This is a genomic window from Aquirufa ecclesiirivi (assembly GCF_011250515.1).
Lineage (GTDB): Bacteria > Bacteroidota > Bacteroidia > Cytophagales > Spirosomataceae > Aquirufa > Aquirufa ecclesiirivi.
In genome coordinates, this window is sequence record NZ_JAANOP010000003.1 from 14,436 (window position 1) to 33,944 (window position 19,509).

19 protein-coding genes are annotated in these 19,509 nt (G+C 38.1%); 12 read left to right on the forward strand and 7 right to left on the reverse strand.

Features of this window, described 5'->3' with window-relative positions:
* Positions 1 to 18: 18 nt before the first annotated feature.
* The 3 genes from G9H65_RS05400 to G9H65_RS05410 are packed head-to-tail and all read right to left on the reverse strand — an operon-like array spanning position 19 to position 2,012.
* Entirely contained in the window at positions 19 to 849 is an 831-nt protein-coding gene (locus tag G9H65_RS05400; RefSeq protein WP_166374330.1) for a phosphatidate cytidylyltransferase, read from the reverse strand.
* 9 nt (positions 850 to 858) lie between these two features.
* Positions 859 to 1,065, reverse strand: coding sequence for a hypothetical protein (locus G9H65_RS05405; RefSeq protein ID WP_166374331.1), 207 nt, complete (start codon positions 1,063 to 1,065; stop codon positions 859 to 861).
* Positions 1,062 to 2,012, reverse strand: coding sequence for a CPBP family intramembrane glutamic endopeptidase (locus tag G9H65_RS05410; protein WP_166374332.1), 951 nt, complete (start codon positions 2,010 to 2,012; stop codon positions 1,062 to 1,064). The genes G9H65_RS05405 and G9H65_RS05410 overlap by 4 nt, the downstream gene beginning before the upstream one ends.
* Positions 2,013 to 2,045: 33 nt before the next feature.
* Between G9H65_RS05410 and dusB the strand changes: the two genes are divergently transcribed.
* The 3 genes from dusB (at position 2,046) to G9H65_RS05425 (ending at position 5,298) form a co-directional block, all read left to right on the forward strand.
* The gene (gene dusB, locus G9H65_RS05415; protein ID WP_166374333.1) at positions 2,046 to 3,038 is read left to right on the forward strand and encodes a tRNA dihydrouridine synthase DusB; all 993 of its coding nucleotides are present in this window, start codon (positions 2,046 to 2,048) and stop codon (positions 3,036 to 3,038) included.
* A gap of 3 nt (positions 3,039 to 3,041) precedes the next feature.
* The gene (locus tag G9H65_RS05420; RefSeq protein ID WP_166374334.1) at positions 3,042 to 3,929 is read left to right on the forward strand and encodes a DMT family transporter; all 888 of its coding nucleotides are present in this window, start codon (positions 3,042 to 3,044) and stop codon (positions 3,927 to 3,929) included.
* Positions 3,930 to 4,029: 100 nt separating this feature from the next.
* Positions 4,030 to 5,298 carry a DUF2851 family protein gene (locus G9H65_RS05425; RefSeq protein WP_166374335.1) on the forward strand — a complete coding sequence of 423 codons (1,269 nt, stop codon included), beginning with the start codon at positions 4,030 to 4,032 and terminating at the stop codon, positions 5,296 to 5,298.
* Here the strand turns inward: G9H65_RS05425 and G9H65_RS05430 are convergent.
* Positions 5,290 to 7,044: a family 43 glycosylhydrolase gene (locus G9H65_RS05430; protein WP_166374336.1), complete on the reverse strand. Its 1,755-nt coding sequence runs from the start codon at positions 7,042 to 7,044 to the stop codon at positions 5,290 to 5,292. The two genes, G9H65_RS05425 and G9H65_RS05430, sit on opposite strands and share 9 nt — an antisense overlap.
* Positions 7,045 to 7,131: 87 nt before the next feature.
* Here G9H65_RS05430 and G9H65_RS05435 point away from each other — a divergent pair, with 87 nt between their 5' ends.
* The 3 genes from G9H65_RS05435 to frr are packed head-to-tail and all read left to right on the forward strand — an operon-like array spanning position 7,132 to position 9,169.
* Positions 7,132 to 7,830: a fatty acid desaturase gene (locus G9H65_RS05435; protein ID WP_166374337.1), complete on the forward strand. Its 699-nt coding sequence runs from the start codon at positions 7,132 to 7,134 to the stop codon at positions 7,828 to 7,830.
* 51 nt (positions 7,831 to 7,881) lie between these two features.
* Positions 7,882 to 8,592: a UMP kinase gene (pyrH, locus tag G9H65_RS05440; protein ID WP_166232200.1), complete on the forward strand. Its 711-nt coding sequence runs from the start codon at positions 7,882 to 7,884 to the stop codon at positions 8,590 to 8,592.
* A 16-nt stretch (positions 8,593 to 8,608) separates the two neighbouring features.
* Positions 8,609 to 9,169 carry a ribosome recycling factor gene (frr, locus tag G9H65_RS05445; RefSeq protein WP_166374338.1) on the forward strand — a complete coding sequence of 187 codons (561 nt, stop codon included), beginning with the start codon at positions 8,609 to 8,611 and terminating at the stop codon, positions 9,167 to 9,169.
* Positions 9,170 to 9,250: 81 nt separating this feature from the next.
* Here frr and G9H65_RS05450 read toward each other — a convergent pair whose 3' ends face one another.
* Complete coding sequence (locus G9H65_RS05450) at positions 9,251 to 10,138, reverse strand: patatin-like phospholipase family protein (RefSeq protein WP_166374339.1); 888 nt, start codon at positions 10,136 to 10,138, stop codon at positions 9,251 to 9,253.
* An 86-nt stretch (positions 10,139 to 10,224) separates the two neighbouring features.
* On the opposite strand from G9H65_RS05450, the gene G9H65_RS05455 reads away from it, so the two are divergent.
* Positions 10,225 to 11,199, forward strand: coding sequence for a polyprenyl synthetase family protein (locus G9H65_RS05455; protein WP_166374340.1), 975 nt, complete (start codon positions 10,225 to 10,227; stop codon positions 11,197 to 11,199).
* Between the two features lie 95 nt (positions 11,200 to 11,294).
* Here G9H65_RS05455 and G9H65_RS05460 read toward each other — a convergent pair whose 3' ends face one another.
* Complete coding sequence (locus G9H65_RS05460; protein ID WP_166374341.1) at positions 11,295 to 13,907, reverse strand: TonB-dependent receptor domain-containing protein; 2,613 nt, start codon at positions 13,905 to 13,907, stop codon at positions 11,295 to 11,297.
* Between the two features lie 139 nt (positions 13,908 to 14,046).
* Between G9H65_RS05460 and G9H65_RS05465 the strand changes: the two genes are divergently transcribed.
* The 5 genes from G9H65_RS05465 to argH all read left to right on the forward strand — a co-directional run bounded on the left by G9H65_RS05465 (position 14,047) and on the right by argH (position 18,892).
* Positions 14,047 to 14,607: a GNAT family N-acetyltransferase gene (locus G9H65_RS05465; protein ID WP_166374342.1), complete on the forward strand. Its 561-nt coding sequence runs from the start codon at positions 14,047 to 14,049 to the stop codon at positions 14,605 to 14,607.
* 83 nt (positions 14,608 to 14,690) lie between these two features.
* Positions 14,691 to 15,665 (forward strand): Rossmann-fold NAD(P)-binding domain-containing protein, encoded by a 975-nt coding sequence (locus tag G9H65_RS05470; protein ID WP_166374343.1) that lies wholly within the window; start codon positions 14,691 to 14,693, stop codon positions 15,663 to 15,665.
* 4 nt (positions 15,666 to 15,669) lie between these two features.
* Complete coding sequence (argB, locus tag G9H65_RS05475; protein ID WP_166374344.1) at positions 15,670 to 16,455, forward strand: acetylglutamate kinase; 786 nt, start codon at positions 15,670 to 15,672, stop codon at positions 16,453 to 16,455.
* Complete coding sequence (locus G9H65_RS05480) at positions 16,455 to 17,543, forward strand: M20 family metallo-hydrolase (protein ID WP_166374345.1); 1,089 nt, start codon at positions 16,455 to 16,457, stop codon at positions 17,541 to 17,543. Before argB ends, G9H65_RS05480 begins: the two co-directional genes overlap by 1 nt.
* A 5-nt stretch (positions 17,544 to 17,548) precedes the next feature.
* The gene (gene argH, locus G9H65_RS05485; protein WP_166374346.1) at positions 17,549 to 18,892 is read left to right on the forward strand and encodes an argininosuccinate lyase; all 1,344 of its coding nucleotides are present in this window, start codon (positions 17,549 to 17,551) and stop codon (positions 18,890 to 18,892) included.
* Here argH and G9H65_RS05490 read toward each other — a convergent pair.
* The gene (locus G9H65_RS05490) at positions 18,878 to 19,465 is read right to left on the reverse strand and encodes a riboflavin synthase (RefSeq protein WP_166374347.1); all 588 of its coding nucleotides are present in this window, start codon (positions 19,463 to 19,465) and stop codon (positions 18,878 to 18,880) included. The genes argH and G9H65_RS05490 overlap by 15 nt on opposite strands.
* Between the last annotated feature and the right edge of the window lie 44 nt (positions 19,466 to 19,509).

Sequence of the window (19,509 nt, forward strand, 5' to 3'; positions counted from 1 at the left end):
TCGTTAAACGAATGAAAATTAAAATAATTTCAAGAATGTAATAATAAAAGGAATGGACAAAAGTAAGCCATCAAAACGATCTAAGAATCCTCCATGGCCAGGAATGGTATTTGCCGAATCCTTAATATTTATACTCCTTTTAAATAACGATTCTACCAAATCTCCGTAGGTACCTGCTACCACGATAATCACTCCAATGGCAAACCATTCCCATACTTCATAATTAGTAAAATACCTCGAAATAATATAGGCCGCAATCATAGCACTTAATAAGCCTCCCATCAATCCTTCCCATGATTTTTTGGGCGATACTCTTTCAAATAGTTTTGTTTTCCCAAAATAGGTTCCAGCAAAATAGGCTCCAGAATCACTTGCCCACAATAAAAACAAACAACCCATGATAATGTTTGCATCATAAGTACCTGACCTCATGAAGGCCAATACAGTCAACAAAGCAAATGGGAGTGCCACATAGATAATTCCTAAAAATGTAAAGGCAATATTTTGAAATGGCTTACCATCTTTTGATTTATACAACTTAATAAAAAAGATGATGGTTAATAAAGGCGACAAAATATAATAATTATGGTATCCTATCATTCCCTTTTCAATAAAAAAAGTGAGCAAATGAAGTATCACACCACAAAAAGTACCATAAAACGTTAAAGGTAAATTACCTTCTAAACTCCCCACTAATTTATAAAATTCCAATTGAGCTAAAACGCCAATCAACAGAAATAAGCCCAAAAAAGTATAGTCATTGAAATTAATACAGAATAACAAAAATGGAACAGCAATCACCGCCGCAATAACCCTTTGCCATAAATTACTCAAATTGGATAATCCCATAGGTTGATTTTAATTCTTGAATTCGTCTAAAGCTACCTTTGCCTGTTCGAAATGGTCTTGGTGCACATATAATTCAAATACACCCAAATTATAAGGGCTAATTTTCTTATTAATCACAACGGCAGGTATTTCATACCTTTCAGAAAGCATGGACTTTTGCATTTCTAAATCGATACCTTGTTGAGATGATCCTAACAATACCCAGTCCTTGATCATATTTCTTCTTTTTGTTGATACATCAAACGAATATAATAAATAAGAAATAGCAATGAAATAGCTGCAGACCACCATGGAATCATCTCTCCAACTTGCTCAGGATCTAAATCAATCAACTTTTCTTGGTGTAAATAGGACAAGGTTAATGTCCATGCATTATTAAAAAAATGGGCCAATATGGGTAACCAAATATTTCTAAACCAAATGTACAAATAACCAAAAAATGCACCTAATAACATCCTTGGCAGAAAACCATAAAACTGAAAATGGATAAAGCTAAATATGGCAGCTGATAACCAAACAGCCACATGAACATTGATCAAATATCGCTCAAACAAATTTTGTAATACCCCTCGGAAAAATAATTCTTCTCCGATAGCGGCCATGCCTGCAATCACAGCCAAAGCCGTCACAAAATCCAAGGGTGTTTCGAAATGTAATAAAAACTTGGTTAATCGAGCCATATTGTCTTCCGAAGTTCTCATCCAGGCCTCCACTTCTTCATAGCCCGCTGGAAGTACAATGGATTGATTCCACTGAATGATGTATTCCATCAAGGGAATGGAAACTAATAATGCGATGATAGCCCAAGAAAAAATCCGCCAAGATGGCGCATCTAAAGGACTTAACTCATATAAAGTGCGTTTTTCGATAAATTTCAAATAGGCCCAAGAACCTCCAACAAAAGTAAATAAAGAAACAAACCACTGCAAAGCCATGATTCCTTTGAAGGCTCCAGCGTATTTTTCTGGATTAGCCATGAAATCCAATAGTAATTTTTGAAATTCGGCCACATTTGTCGTAGGGAATTCCATTATTAAAACCACTGCGACCATACCCAAAAACTGCCCTAAGAAGCTCCCAAGCAGAAAAAATCCAAATAAGCTAAGCACTTTCGAAAAAAGACCAAACCAACGCGCGGGTCCAGAAATGTAGTTTTCTTCCATAATGGTCGTAAATTTACTGAATTTTTAATGAGAATGGTAAAAATAGGCAACATCGAATTAGGCACTTTCCCTCTGCTTTTAGCACCCATGGAAGACGTGTCCGACCCTCCTTTTCGTGCAGTATGCAAAGAAAATGGAGCAGACTTGATGTATACGGAGTTTATCTCTTCTGAAGGCCTAATAAGAGATGCCGCAAAAAGTGTTCAAAAATTAGACATCTTTGAATATGAGCGCCCCATAGGGATTCAACTTTTTGGATCATCCATTGAAACCATGGCTTCCTGCACGGAAATTGCTACTCAAGCTGGCCCCGATTTAATTGATATCAATTATGGCTGCCCAGTAAAACAAGTGGCCTGTAAAGGTGCTGGTGCAGCTCTTTTACAAGATATTCCTAAAATGGTCGCTATGACCAAAGCGGTAGTCAATGCCACTCATTTACCCGTGACTGTCAAAACGAGATTAGGATGGGACGAGTCAACCAAAAACATTGAAGATGTGGCAGAAAGGTTACAAGATATTGGGATTCAGGCATTAAGTATACATGGCCGAACTCGTGTTCAAATGTACAAAGGTGAAGCCAATTGGGAACTAATCGCCAAAGTCAAAAATAATCCCCGAATTAAAATTCCAATTTTCGGAAATGGAGACATAGATACTCCTGAAAAAGCCTTGGAATATAAAAATAGATACGGAGTGGATGGGGTTATGATAGGAAGAGCTACCATCGGTTATCCATGGATTTTCAATGAAATTAAACATTTCATTCAAACCGGAGAACATTTGGCTCCACCTACGTTAGAAGAACGTATCCGCGTCTGTCAAAGTCACTTAGATTTTTCTATCAAGTGGAAAGGAAATCATGGAGGAATCGTTGAAATGCGCCGTCATTATGCTAATTATTTCCGTGGCATGGATCATTTCAAACCATTTAGAAGCCGATTAGTTACTTCTCTATCTTACGAGGAAATCAATCAAATATTACAGGAAATTGCCGAACATTATCAGGCAATTTTACAGGAATAACACATGACATCAACACAAAAAGTACCTACACTTTGGATTATTCTAGCCATAGCTGCCATTTCATTAATCTGGGGTAGCTCATTCATTTTGGTTAAAAAAAGCCTAAGTACTTATACTGCCATGGAAGTTGGTGCCTTGCGTATCGCCTCAGCTGCACTTTTCTTTTGTCCATTCTTTTTTAAAAGAAGAAAATACATCCAAAAACAACATTGGCCATCATTCCTACTGGCAGGATTAACTGGAAATTTGTTTCCAGCCATTCTGTTTTCCATCGCTGGAGAACATCTCCCAAGTGCCCTCTCAGGTATGTTAAATGCTTTTACACCTCTTTTTACATTGATTATCGGAATCGTTTTGTTTCATCAAAAGTTTGTTCTAAAACAAACAGGTGGTATTATTTTAGGATTAATTGGCTGTATAGGCTTATTGGTTGCTGGTAAAAGCTTTTCATTTCAATTCAACTACCATGCACTTTGGGTGATTTTAGCAACCTTTTTGTACGGCATAAATTTACACACAGTAAAATCAAAATTTGCTGACTTGCACCCTCTTACGTCAACTGCAGGGGTATTTATGATGATAGGACCACTGGCGTTAGGGCTATTAGCTTATTCAGGTTTCTTCAACCGACCTTGGTCTGATCACGCTCAAATGTGGCCATTATTAGCTGCCATTGCCTTGGGTCTATTTGGTTCTGCCGTGGCGATGGTCCTATTTAATCAATTAATTAAATGGACAAGTGCCATTGTGGCTAGTTCAGTTACCTATTTAATCCCTATTGTGGCAGTAGCTTGGGGGCTTTTCGACGGAGAAACCATTTATTGGTCTCAGATTGTATTTATGTTCATTTTACTTTGGGGGGTATACCAAGTTAATAATTCAAAATCTTGATAATATTTTATTCTCCGTAGCCCCAATCAAGATTATCAAATAACTTTTAAGAATGGATAGTAGATTGCTTAGACCTTTTTTCGGTCTAAATTTTCTATCTATGAACGAGCAAATTTTAAGCCAAATTTGGAGTAAACAGCAGTTTGACTATAAAGGCTTACGTAGCCAACAAGGTGAATATCTTCAAATCATTCATCCTGGTTTCTTAAATAAACATGCTGGCGCAGATTTTCAAGAAGCACATATACTCCTCAATGATTTTGCGTGGATTGGTTCGGTAGAATTGCATGTTTTAGCTTCCGATTGGTTGCTCCATGCTCATCACCAAGATGCCTCCTTTGAAAATGTGATTTTACATGTAGTTTGGAAAGCCGACTTACCCATTTATTACCAAGATGGACGTGAAATTCCCACACTCGAACTTTGCCATCGCGTTCAAGAAATTAATCTCCTTGATTCTTTTTCACCATCAAGTAACTCTCTGGCTTGTCAATCCTTTTTTCAGGAAATCCCCCATGAGATCAAAACACAGATGTTGACCTTTTGTGCTGAACAAAGAATGCAAATCAAGTATGAATCCATCATCAACTTATGGAATAACAATAAGCAGGACTGGGATGAAACATTTTACCAATCTTTGGGTAAAAGTTTTGGATTTGGTCTCAATGCCGAACCTATGCTCCGCCTAACCCAAGCAATCCCATTGAAACTCATATTAAGAAATAGAGATCGCCCTTTAGGCATTGAAGCCGCTATGATGGGACTAGCTGGCATGTTAGAAGACCCAATAAAAGATGAATACCAATGGGAATTAAGAAGAGAATTTATCCACCTTAAGAAAAAATATCAATGGGACAGTACATTTTTGCAGATGTCCGATTGGAAATTTCTCCGTTTAAGACCGGCCAACTTTCCTACCATTCGAATGGCGCAATTTGCCGAAGTCATACGAAACAACTGCTCTTTGCTATCCATTTTATTAGAAATCCAGGAACTCAAAGTCATACAAACGCTCTTTGAAATTAATCCTTCCAACTATTGGCAAAAGCATTACCACTTTGGTAAAATAAGCCATAAACCACTCGGCCAATTAGGTAAATCCACCTTTTATTCCTTATGCATCAATACCTTAATTCCTGTATTGTTGGCCTATGCGCACTGTAGAGGAGAATCAAAATATGCGGACAAAGCATATCGATGGCTTTTCGAAATGGATGCAGAAAACAATGTTATTTCCAGAGTTTATACTCAAATAGGCTTAGAAATCAAAAATGCGCATGATTCCCAAGCTTGTTTACACTGGTACAAAAATTACTGTCAAACAAAAAAATGCCTCCATTGCCAAGTTGGTAAGCACATCTTACTCTGATTTTAAGACAGGTCCTCGCTTACCTATACCTTTTTCATTGAATGCCTCAATTTGAAAATAATAGGTCTTATCCTTGTCCATGGATTTAAAATAATACTCATTGGCACCAAAAACTTGAATAGAAGTATACAATTTATCTGGGGCAATGCCAGCATAAATCACATAACCTGTGGCCAATGGCTCATGCCGCCATTTCAACCAAGCTGATCGCTTATCATGTTCACCACGAAGTACCACAAAATCCTTAACCTCATTTGCCAATGGACCATGTCCTTTGCCAAATACCCGTAATCCACTGATGGCAAATTTACCCGCGGCCATATGTTCATTGACCAATTTAATATACCTAACCTCCACTGGCTTAGCCAATTCTACATAGTCATGAGGAACATCCTTTTTATTCTTTGATTTATCAATAATCAACTGCCAATTTTTCCCATCCTTACTACCAAATACTTGATACTGATGATATATCCCAGGTATTTTTCCTAAAAAACTGGAGTCAACATCCTGATCGGCATAATTAATCTGTACTGCATTTACGGTAGATATTTCCCCTAAATCTGATTGAATATATTCACCTTTCTTAGATGTTTTGGCAGACCAATAGGTTTTCATTTGCTCATCAACGGCATAATTAGCTCCATATCCAGCTAAGCTCGAGGAAACTTTCACGGGTTTATTGTAATTAAGCAACATCCAACCAGTAAATAAATCCACTGGCTTATCAAATTTAGATGTAGGCATACGATATGGATAATCACCATAAGCGGTCTCGGTATACAAAATCCCATCTTTGTCAAAAGTACTGGGCCATAATCCCAATCGACGCTCAAAACTATTTTTCACCGCTATGGTAATAGTTGACACATGCCACCAATTCCCAAATTGACCTTCAAAAGTAGCCCCATGTCCTGCTCCACGAGTAAATCCACCTGGTTTAAATGAAAACGGATTATGCCCTTGATAAGTAAATGGCCCCATGGGTTTATCTGCTGTGTAAACTCCATCACCATAAGCCGAAAACTCGGTTCCAGGAGCACCATATTGTAAGTAATATTTTCCCTTATATTTATTCATCCAGGCTCCTTCCATAAAGGGTTTTAGAAATGTGTTGTCTTGGTATTCGCCAAAACGCTCCCATCCATGCAAGTCATCGTTCAGTCGAATTAAATCCTTTCTTTCACCTATAGGTTGCAAAGTCTTACGATCAATTTCCTGTCCATACATCGGATAAAAATTACTAGAACCATGATACAAATACAGTCGACCGTCATCGTCTAAAAAAAAGGCTGGATCCCAAGCCCCAGCGGTAAAAGCATGTACCGACTCTCTCCAAGTATCTGTTTCTGGCGAATGACTGGACCAGAGTGTAAAGTCTTTGGCATAGGTAGAACCAATCACATACAAACTATCCCCCATTACAAAAGTAGCGGGTGCACATAGCTCATCATAGACTTTATGATAAGGTTGTAGAAAGCGTCGAGAAACAAAATTCCAGTTTAACATATCCTGACTCCACCAGTAACCCCACTGATTCGTCGAAAATAAATAATACTTATTCTTAAAATAGCCAATAACTGGATCAGCTGTAGCCCTATGTCGCCCAGCTTCCGAAAAATTAGGGATAGGGGTAAATCCATAATCGAGGTTCATGGGATTACAATAGGTATTTTGAGCCGAAATATCCCCAGAGCTCATAGCCAAACAAATGACAAAAATCCAAGTTAAGTAAGTAGTTTTCATTCTTTCAAAGTGAAATTATTGCCCAAAATACACATTGATCCCGATAAAAATACCAATTTTACAAAGACAACAACACGTTATTCCCCTATGAAAAAATATACCGGTATATTCAGTGCAGGGATAATCATTTTACTCTGGATGTTTCATCTAGCCTTTTGGATTCAAATGCCTCTGGATTGGAAAAACCCATTTACCTATTTGGCTATTTTAATTCAAACTCATTTATATACCGGTTTATTCATCAGTTCGCATGACGCCATTCATGGTGTAGTATCGAAAGAACATCCTCTCCTAAACCATGCTATAGGACGATTCTGTGCGACACTTTTTGCCTTCAATAATTATACGATATTAAGAAAAAAGCATCATCATCATCACGCCTATGTCAACACCTCAGATGACCCTGATGTACACCAGGGTAACTTTTTTATTTGGTGGTTTAAATTCATGTTTCAATATGTTCATTGGACACAAATATTGGCCATGGCCATCGCCTACAATGTATTGAAAATTTGGTTTCCCATGGAAAACATTATTCTATTTTGGGAATTGCCGGCTATTTTAGCCACGCTTCAATTATTTTATTTTGGTACTTACTTACCTCACCGAGGGGAGCATGAAACGGATAATAAGCACCAATCGAGAAGCCAAGAAAAAAATCATATTTGGGCATTCCTTTCTTGTTATAATTTCGGCTATCATTATGAGCACCACGACAAACCCTATTTACCATGGTGGAAATTAGCAGAAGCAAAGGAGCAAAACAGCCAAATTTCTAGCAGATAGATGAATATTTTTTCTAAATTTGCACGCACATAATCGACCCATCACATTCCAATGTCCGAACCCAAATACAAGCGAATATTATTAAAACTTTCTGGTGAAGCCCTTTCCACGCCCACGGAAGTTATTGATCCTAGTATTTTAGATCAATACGCAGCAGAAATCAAAAAAGTCCATGATTTGGGAGTAGAAGTGGCTATTGTTATTGGAGGGGGAAATATTTTCCGAGGTGCTAGTGCCGCTAAAGCAGGTATTGATCGCGTACAAGGTGATTACATGGGCATGTTAGCCACCGTAATCAATGGCATGGCGGTTCAAGCGTCTTTAGAAAAACATGGATTGTATACCCGTATGATGACTGCCATCAAAGTAGAAGCCGTTTGCGAACCTTTTATCAGAAGAAGAGCTATGCGCCACCTAGAAAAAGGCAGAATCGTTATATTTGGTGCAGGTACAGGTAATCCTTACTTCACAACAGATTCTACAGCCTCACTTCGTGCCATTGAAATTGAAGCAGATGTAGTATTGAAAGGCACACGTGTTGATGGCGTCTACACTGCAGATCCAGAAAAAGACCCTACAGCTACCCGATATACCCATTTGAGTTTTTCGGAAGCTATAGGAAAAGGATTAAAAATCATGGATACCACAGCATTTACCTTATGCCAAGAAAATAAATTACCTATCATCGTATTCAATATGAATAAAAACGGAAACCTGTGTGACCTTGTTTCTGGTAAAGATGTAGGAACCTTAATCAGTTAATTAGCAATCATATTAAATGGAGGAGTTAGAATTTTATATTGAAGCTGGACAAGAAACGATGGAAGGTGCTATCAAGCACTTGAACATTGAACTTTCAAAAATTAGAGCAGGAAAAGCCAGCACTAGTATGTTGGATGGTTTAATGATCGAGTACTATGGTGTACCTACACCCATCACAGGTGCGGCATCCATCACCACACCAGACGCTAGAACCATTGCTATCAAACCTTTTGAAAGAGGGATTTTTGGAGAAATTGAAAAATCGATTCGTAATTCAAACCTTGGGTTGAACCCGATGAATGACGGTGAATTAATCCGTTTATCCATTCCTCCATTGACGGAAGAGCGTAGAAGAGATTTAGTGAAGCGTGTCAAGCAAGAAATAGAAACAGCAAAAATTAACATTCGTAATGCTCGTCAAGATGCCAACAATAGCATCAAAAAACTAAAAGGGGAAGGGGTTGCAGAAGATGATATTAAAGCATCAGAAGATAGAATTCAAAAATTAACAGATGCTTTTGTAGCGAAAATTGATCAAATCTTTTTAGACAAAGAAAAAGACATCATGTCAGTATAAATGCTTAGGTATTAACATAAAAAAAGCTGATCTAACCGATCGGCTTTTTTTATTTCTTCTTCCCCATCAAATTTCTCTCAGTTAAAAATACTCTTCGGCCTTACCCATGGCATAGCCTATTTCCAACATTCTACGAATATCCAGTTTATTAAAATGCTGAATATCAATCGATAAAGGCTGAATAGGTCGAATGGAATAAATCGCCAAATCACTCCGTTGATTTTGAATCAATAATGCCTCCTTCAAATCTGCATTTAATATCTCATTAACTGCAATGTCCATGACACGGTCTACCAAGGCCAACAAATCCCCAGGTTCGAAAATCCCTCCTTCTATGGTCGGGGTATGGCAACTAATACAAACAATATGTTTACCCCCATCTTTAATCGCTTTCTGTAAAGGTGCAACATCTCGTAAACCTCCATCCAAAAAACTACGCCTCTTTTCGTGATTAATTCGAACCACAGGCATCAAAATAGGAATAGCCGAAGATGCTAATAAATAGTCGTAAAAATGTTCATAACTAGGATCTATATAATGAATCCCACCATCCATAATATTGACAGCCCCAATGCGTAATTCGACAGGACTAGCTTTTAAATTTCGTATATCTAAAACACCTTCTACTAAATCCCTCAAGGGCTTAGTGCTTACTAATCCCCTAAAATTCTTGGTTAATGCTGTCCAACCTAATTCCCATAACTTTAGGGGTTTAGATAAACACTCAGGATGCGTGATTCTCGTTTCCCAAAAATCCCATAAATCTTGCCCCGCTTGAGGAAAATTCAAAGGTTCACCACTCAATGTTTGTCGGCCCAATTGATTCACTAAATAAGCTGCATTTAAACTACCAGCTGAAATCCCATAAATCATATCAGGTTCATAGCCTCTTTCAAATAATGCTCGAATGACTCCCGCTTGAAAAGCTCCTTTAACCGAGCCTCCAGATAATGCCAATATCTTACTCATAAATTTGAATATTGAAAGGACTATTTGTCCCAAATTGTTTTAAATTTACAAAATTAATTAGCCTAAAGCTTCAACAAATCTTTCTTATGTCTTATTCGCTTTCATCCATTCAAGTGCCCATTGCGGAACCGATGAAAGCATTCGAAGGGAAGTTTCGCCAATTCATGCGCTCCAAAGTAATGCTCTTGGACACCATCATGAATTACATCATTCAACGCAAAGGAAAACAAATGCGGCCCATGTTCGTATTCCTTTCTGCTGGGGTAATGGGTGAAATTAATGAAAAAACTCACCGTGGCGCTGCATTGATAGAATTATTGCATACAGCTACGCTCGTTCATGATGATGTAGTCGATGACTCCAATTACCGCCGAGGTTTCTTCTCCATCAATGCCATTTGGAAAAACAAAATTGCTGTATTGGTTGGAGATTACTTATTATCCAAAGGACTGCTATTATCCATAGAAAACGATGATTTTGATTTACTAAAGTCTGTTTCTACAGCAGTTCGAGAAATGTCGGAAGGCGAATTACTTCAAATAGAAAAAGCACGTAAACTTGATATAACAGAGGATATTTATTTCGATATCATTCGTAAAAAAACGGCTACACTTATTTCAGCATGCTGTGCCGTTGGTGTTCAATCTGTGGGCGCTAGTGAAGAATATGTACAAATTGCAAGAGAGTTTGGCGACCGCGTTGGAGTAGCATTTCAAATTAAAGATGACCTTTTCGATTATGGTGACGCCGAAATAGGCAAGCCCCTAGGCATTGATATCAAAGAGAAAAAAATGACTTTGCCTTTGATTTACTCCTTACAACATACTAGCTCTAGTACGAAAAAGAGAATCATTCATTTGATTAAAAATGATTCAGAAAATCCACAAAGTGTACGAGAAGTTATTGAATTTGTCAAAAATACGGGCGGACTAGAATATGCTACCCAACGGATGCATGAGTTTGCTCAAGAAGCCCGAGAAATCTTAAACAAATTCCCGGAGTCTCCCTACCGTAACTCGCTTCACGATTTACTAGGATATACCATCGAAAGAAATAAATAGCCTGTTCCGATAAATTATCTTATTTTCGCGAGCACAAAAAAAGCTGGAAACCATCGGTTTCCAGCTTTAAGCACTAAACTACTTTAAAACAAAATCTATCTTGGACGGCCGCCTCCCATTCCGCCACCACCAGAACCACCTTGTCTTCCGCCACCACCTGGCATTCCCATTGGTTGAGCTTGAACTGGTTGAGGTGTAGCATCTCCTCCACTATCCTTTTGATCGTCGTTATTTACTGATTTCTTTTTCTTCGTTCCTGTAAAACTCATTTTACCAATTCGGTATGAGAAATTAACCTTGAAGTTCATATTACGCATGGTGTTGAACCCTACTTGAGTAATGATTGGGGTAACTGTTTCACTGCGTATTACCATCTCGGAAGTGAAGAAGTTCTCCGCTCCAAATCCAATACTTCCTTGCTTGTTCTTGAAATCCTTTTTGAAACTCAAACTATAGATTCCAAATCCGCCACGCTTACCCTGTAATTGAATCTCATTAGCACGATAGAATGAAAACAATTGAGCTCCCCAGCCTCCACCTAAATTATAGTTACCGAAAATACGGAAGTTAGATACCATACCTTCATTCTTAGCATTCAACAATGGATCGGGTACATTATTAGCTAATTTCAAATAAGAGAAATCTGCACCACCACCAATCATCAAACGATTTGTCAAATTCGCATTGATATTCAAGTTCAAACCATAAGCATCCTCATTTCCGATGTTCACCGAACGAGTCTTCACCGTATCACCAATCACTTCACGAATTTGGTTAATCGCACCTGTCGTATTTCTAACGAACACAGCTGAAGATATGTAGAACGACTTAATGTACTTACTGTATCCAACTTCAAAGTTATTCGTATATTCTGGTGCTAAATTGGGATTACCTGTAGAGATATTCAATGGGTTTGTCGCATTCACGTTAGGATTCAAGAATTGAACCGACGGACGCTGAATACGCTTGTTGTAACTAAATCTCCAAGTTCCTGATTTAAATGTTTTGGACATATTAAAACTTGGAACAATAACTCCATACGGAGGGATGGTCAAGTTTTGGCCTTCTTTCTTCAAGAAACTAGCAGAAATGTCAGTGTGCTCATATCGTGCACCCGCTTTTACACTCCATTTATTTTTAGTGGTCAAGGTATAAGATGCATAAGTACCCCAAATATTTTGATTGTAATCAAAAACGTTGGTTGGTAAAGTAGCTAAATTAACTTGATTGTAACCTGCTGCATTATTTCCAGTTGGGTTGATAAATGACTTATAATCTGAAGATGCATTTCTTAAAATACCTTTTCCTCCAAACTCCAACATTTGGTTTTTCAAAATAGGCGTCTGATAATCCAATTGGAAAGTAGCTTCTTCATTATACGCCAAGTTCTCATTTTTAATTGAACTCAAAATTTGGCTCATTGTCGCATTCGGATTCATGATATCATTGTAGAAATCACTCGTGCGATTACTGCGGCTATACATCGACAAGATACTGAACTCTTTTTGTGGCGTATCATAAGTATGAGAATAATCAAAATTCAAATCTACATTGCCTGAAACATCAGAAGAATTGGTGTTTCGTAAACTAGTAAGCAAGCCGTTACGAATCTGCTGTAAGTTATCTTGGTAGTTATTTCCATTTCTTACTCCAAATCTTGATGATGCAGTAATGGAATTATATTTGTTAATATCCCAATCAAAACCTATCTGATAGTTTCCAAATAAATTACTGGTTCTGCTCTCTGCAGTTTGGAAGTTAACCGTTTCTACACCTTGACTTCTTGTCGTTTGTGTATTTTCATATTTACCCGTTACGTTGTACTGAGAACGGCCAAAACCACCCAAGGACATACCCCAAGTTTTATTACGGAAATTACCATTCAAAGATAAGTTTGAACCTCTAACACCTACACTTGAATCAAAACCTAAGGTCAAACCTTGTAGGGTATTTTTCTTCGTCACAATGTTAATGATACCCGCTGAACCCTCTGCATCATATTTAGCTGAAGGAGAAGTAATCACCTCCACGGTCTTAATCATGTCAGCAGGAATTTGCTTCAAGGCATCAGCCACATTGGATGCCATAATGGATGATGGCTTATTGTTAATCAATACTCTAATATTAGTAGAACCACGGAGCGAAGGATTACCATCTAAATCAACAGATAACATGGGCACCTTCTTTAAAACATCTGTTGCATCACCACCACGATTGGTTTGATCACGTTCTGCATTGTAAACAGTACGATCCACTCTTTCTTCAATCATGGCTCTTTGACCCTCTACAGTTACTTCTTGCAACATCTTGGCCGAAGATTGCATTTTAATAACCCCTAAATCATGGTTATCTTTTTTATCTGTGATATCAATGAAAATAGTTTTACTTTCATAGCCTATGAATGATATAACAATTTTATAACTTCCTATTGCCACTTTGTTCATGGTAAACTTTCCTACCTGATCAGCAGACGTTCCATCCACTGGGCGATTAGTCGCTTTGTTAATTAAAGCAACAGAAGCAAATTCAACAGGCTTATTATCTGTGGAATCTAGAGCATAACCAACAATTTTGGCTGAACCTTTAGGGGCTGCTACAACTGGAGCTGCAGCTTCTCTTCGTGCGGGTGCACCTGCTCCACTAGGAACCTGAGCGTTCATTTGCATGGTGCATACTACTAAGGCAATAAGAGCGAATAATTTTTTCATAGTTATTTTAAAATTGGCTAATTGATTTTATATTAAAATCGAATGCAAAACTGTTGTAATTCTAATGAGTAATTTCTTTTTTGCGACCAATAGTCATAATTTGTAGGTCAATTTCAAAGATGCAAAACGTCACCAAAACATGATTTCTATCAAAACACCACGTTTACAATTAATACCACTGGACCATTCATTATTGAGGACTTGGGCAGAGCAAGGACGTGATGCCCTAGAAATCCAACTGGGCTTACAACATAATACTTGGGAAATAGAAGCATTTTTTCAAGAAGAAACGCAAATGGCCTTACTTGACTTTTGGCTTCCTATGACAAAAAAATTTCCCTTCGATTTTATTTGGTATACAAATTGGGAAATAATCCTAACAGAAAAGTCCTGTTCTATAGGGGGAATAGGGCTGGCAGGTTTACCCAATGACCAAGGTTCTACCGAAATAGGATATTGCTTAGACAAAAAATTCAGAAGACATGGTTATGCCAGCGAGGCTTTGCAATACCTCATAGAATGGGCTAGTCAAGATCAAGATCTCCAATATTTAGTTGCCGAAACACCCATCGAAAATCTAGCTTCACAATCTGTCCTTACCAAGAATGGATTCATTCAAACGGGACAAAAAATATTACAACAACCCGAAGGCATGGAAGTGTTTACTTGGAAACGTCCTATCCAATCCAAAAGAACTTAATTCTGGGATTTTATTTCCTTTCGAGCAATTTTCGGTAATTTTACTGAATTATAAATGCCAAAAGTCCCAAAGGACCCAATTCTATGCATCATTTCACTTCCATCCATGACGCTTACAACATTCCTCAATTGGTAAATGAAGCCCTTTTAATGAAAAGAGCTCCTTATTCCGATTGCTTCATTGGTAAGAATAAAACCATAGGATTGTTGTTCTTCAACTCCAGCTTACGCACTCGATTATCGACTCAAAAGGCAGCCCAAAATCTGGGAATGAATGTCATGGTGATGAATGTAGGTGCCGATTCATGGCAATTAGAAATGAATGAAGGTGTCATTATGAATGGCGACAAAGCCGAGCACGTGTCTGAAGCGGCAGCTGTCATTGGGCAATATTGTGACATAGTTGGGCTTCGTAGTTTCCCAAGTTTAGTGAATCGCGAAGACGATTATTCAGAATTGGTTCTCAATCAATTCATGAAATATACAGGTAGACCTATTTTAAGCTTGGAATCTGCTACCAGACATCCCTTACAGTCTTTAACGGATTTGATCACCATCCAAGAATATAAAAAAACGGCCCGTCCAAAAGTAGTTTTAACTTGGGCTCCTCACGTTAAGGCCCTACCTCAATGTGTACCCAATTCCTTCGCAGAATGGATGAATCACTCTGAAGTGGATTTTACTATTGCACATCCCAAAGGATATGAACTAGCTCCCGAATTTAGTGGAAATGCGAACATCAGTTACGACCCTAAGGAAGCCTTTGAAGGAGCCGATTTTATCTATGCCAAAAACTGGTCATCCTACGAAGACTATGGTAAAATCTTAAATTCCGATCCTACCTGGATGGTCACCATGGATAAAATGAAGATGACAAATAATGCCAAATTCATGCACTGCTTACCCGTACGCAGAAACGTGGTCGTGGAGGACGCTGTTTTAGACTCCGAACATTCTATTGTTGTTCAACAAGCAGGAAATCGTGTTTGGGCAGCCCAAACTGTGCTAAAAGAGATGTTATTGTCACTTGCCAAAAAAGAAAGTCCTTACTTATTCTAAAAATATGCGTGTAAATCTGCCTAAGCTTCAAGTCATTAAAATTGGTGGAAATGTCATCGACAATCCTCTTTTGTTCGAGGCATTTTTACGTGATATTGCTAGCATAAAAGAACCCTTTGTTCTTGTCCATGGAGGTGGTAAAATTGCCACAGAAATGGCGAAAGAGCTAGGTATTACAAGTCAAATGATCGAAGGACGCCGAGTTACCGATACGGCTAGTTTACGTATTGTAACCATGGTCTATGCAGGTTGGATTAACAAATCTATGGTTGCCCAGCTGCAATCCAAACAGAAAAATGCAATCGGTTTTACAGGACCAGATGCCGGTTTGGTCATCAGTAAAAAAAGAAATCCATCGCCCATTGATTATGGCTGGGTAGGAGATATTGAAGAAGTCAATGGAGAAGCATTAAGTGGATTCATCAACCAAGGGTATTACCCCATTTTTGCACCGATCACTGCCGATAAAGAAGGTCATTTATTAAATACCAATGCTGATACCATGGCACAAGCCATCGCAATCGCACTAAGTGAGTTTTTCGAAGTTACCTTGACGTATTGCTTCGAAAAAAATGGGGTTTTAAGTAATCCCGATGACGATCATTCTGTCATTCCACACATCAATCAAGCTTCATTTATAGCTTTGAAAGAAAATGGAATTGTCACTGCAGGAATGATCCCTAAATTAGAAAATGCCATAAAAGCCATTTCTCAAGGTGTTAATACCGTTAAACTCTGCCATGCGAGTCAAGTATTAATCCAAGAAGGTGGAACCAGAATAACCGCATAATGTATAAAGAATCTGATTTTTTAGAAGCTCGCTCTTTACTTTCTCAATTGATCGCTTGTCCATCCTTGAGTAAAGAAGAAGCGGGTACAGCTAAAATTATTCAAGATTTCCTAAGCAATAAGGGTATAAAATCCGAGCAATATTTGAATAATATTTGGGCAAAAAATGTTCACTTCGACCCCAATAAACCCAATATACTTTTAAACTCGCATCACGATACTGTCAAAGCTAATGCTTCATGGACTTTTGACCCATGGGTCGCTACGGAAATGGATGGAAAACTCATTGGCTTAGGCTCCAATGACGCAGGGGCTAGTTTAGTCTGTCTGATACAAACATTTTGTTCATTCTATCATCAGGAGAACCTCCCTTTCAATATTGTGTTAGCTGCCACAGCAGAAGAAGAAATCTCAGGGAAAAATGGCATTGAAGCCTTAATCAATGCACCCAATTTTCCAAAAATTGATTGGGCTATCGTGGGAGAACCTACCGACTGCCAATTAGCCATTGCGGAGAAAGGGCTCATGGTCATAGATGCCGTTGCTCATGGAAAAGCTGGGCATGCCGCTAGAAATGAAGGAATAAATGCGATTTACGTCGCGATGAAGGATATTCAAAAAATCGAAAAATTCAAATTTGAAAAAGTATCTCCTGTATTAGGACCTGTTAAAACGACAGTTACCATCATTCATTCGGGTAAACAACACAATGTAATACCTGATATCTGCGAATTCAGCATTGATTGTCGAGTAAATGAATGTTATACATTGGAAGAAGTCCTTGAACGACTAAAACATGAACTAAGCTCTGACTTAAATCCTAGATCCATTCGATTACAGCCAAGCCGTATCGATGAAAATCATGTGATTTGTCAAGCTGCCAAGGCTTTAGGAATAAGTATGTTTGGGTCTCCTACCCTTTCTGATCAATCCTTATTAACTTGCCCCTCCGTTAAAATTGGCCCAGGGCATTCAGGTAGGTCTCATACAGCTGATGAATTTATCTACTTAGATGAAATCAAACAAGGAATTCAAACCTACCAACAATTATTAACTCAAACGATTATTCAATACCAACATAAATCATAAGAAACGTGGCAAAACTTTGGCAAAAAGCGAATCAGACTACAGATGCTAAGATTGAAAAATTTACGATAGGAAATGACCCCATCTATGATTTACAATTGGCCCGTTACGATGTATTGGGTTCCTTAGCCCATATTACCATGCTGGCAGAAGTTGGCCTATTAAAAAAAGAAGAACTTAGTCCTTTACTTCAGGAATTGAAGGTTATTTTAGCTTCCATTGATGCTGGTGAATTTGAAATTGAACCAGGAATGGAAGATGTTCATTCACAAATCGAATACTTGTTAACTCAAAAGCTTGGTGATTTAGGAAAGAAGATTCATGCGGGCCGTTCAAGAAACGACCAAGTTTTAGTGGATTTGAAATTATTCATGCGCGCAGAAATTCAAGAAATTGCGGAAGCTGTTGAAAAACTTTTCAATTTATTACTAAGCAAAAGTGAGGCCCATAAAAAAGATTTACTTCCTGGCTATACCCACTTGCAAATCGCCATGCCTTCTTCTTTTGGATTATGGTTTGGTGCCTACGCTGAAAGTTTGGTAGAAGATGTAGAATTATTAGAAGCCGCTTTTCGATTAGCCAATAAAAACCCTCTTGGATCAGGTGCTGGATATGGCTCTTCCTTCCCCTTGGATCGTCAATTAACCACGGATTTATTAGGCTTTGAAAGCCCACATGTCAATGTGGTTAATGCCCAACTTTCCCGAGGAAAAACGGAGTTTTATGTATTAACGGCCATCAGCCAGATTGCTAGTACTTTGAGCAAATTGGCCATGGATGTTTGTCTTTACAACTCTCAAAATTTTGGATTCATTGAATTACCTGATGCTCTTACCACAGGAAGCTCCATCATGCCCCATAAAAAGAATCCAGATGTAGCTGAACTTTTACGAGGTAAAGCCAATAAACTCAAAGCGCTACCCAATCAATTACACTTATTAACCAGCAATTTACCATCTGGCTACCATCGTGAGTTCCAACTAACCAAAGAACTGTTAATGCCAGCCATTGAGGAAATTTTAGATGGCTTGGAAATTACTCACTACCTAGTAGAACACATGAAAGTAAAATCTGATTTATTAAATCAGGAGAAATATGATTTACTTTTCAGTGTAGAAGAGGTCAATCGACTAGTTGTTCAGGGTGTTCCCTTTCGGGAAGCTTATCAACAAATTGGTAAAATGATTGAAGATAAACAGTTTGATGGAAGTCAAAGAAACCTGAATCATACCCATTTAGGAAGTATTGGAAATTTAGGTTTAGATCAAATCCAGGCGCAAAAAGACAAGGCTTTTCAACGATTTGGTTTTGAAAAGGTGAATCAAGCCATTGCTCAATTAATTGTTAGCTAACATTTTTTGAACATATTTTCCTACGATATCAAATTCTAAATTAACCTCATCTCCGACCTTCAACTGATGGAAGACGGTATGTTCATAGGTATAGGGAATAATGGCTACAGAGAAATCATGTTGGCCTGAATGAACAACAGTAAGACTGGTTCCATTGACACAGATTGAGCCTTTACTAACCGTGATATGCTCCTTTGAAAGTGGATATTCAAAATAATATTCCCACGAACCTTCATTTGTTATCATTTGAGTACAAACTCCTGTGGTATCCACATGCCCTTGAACGATATGCCCATCGAATCGACCTGAAGCCGATAAACAACGCTCAAGGTTAACTTTTTGACCCAGTTTTAGTGTACCTAAATTAGTCTTATTGAGGGTTTCTTCAATGGCAGTTACACGGTATTGATTATCCTTAATTTCGACGATGGTTAAACAAACTCCATTATGCGCCAAAGATTGATCTATCTTTAATTCATGGGTAAATGGTGAACTGAACCAAAAATCGATATTTGTTCCTTGAACTAATCTATTCTCTAGGGTGCCCATGGCCTCCACTATGCCTGTAAACATCGAATTAAATTTTATATTTTTGCCTAAATTCAAAATTACACCCA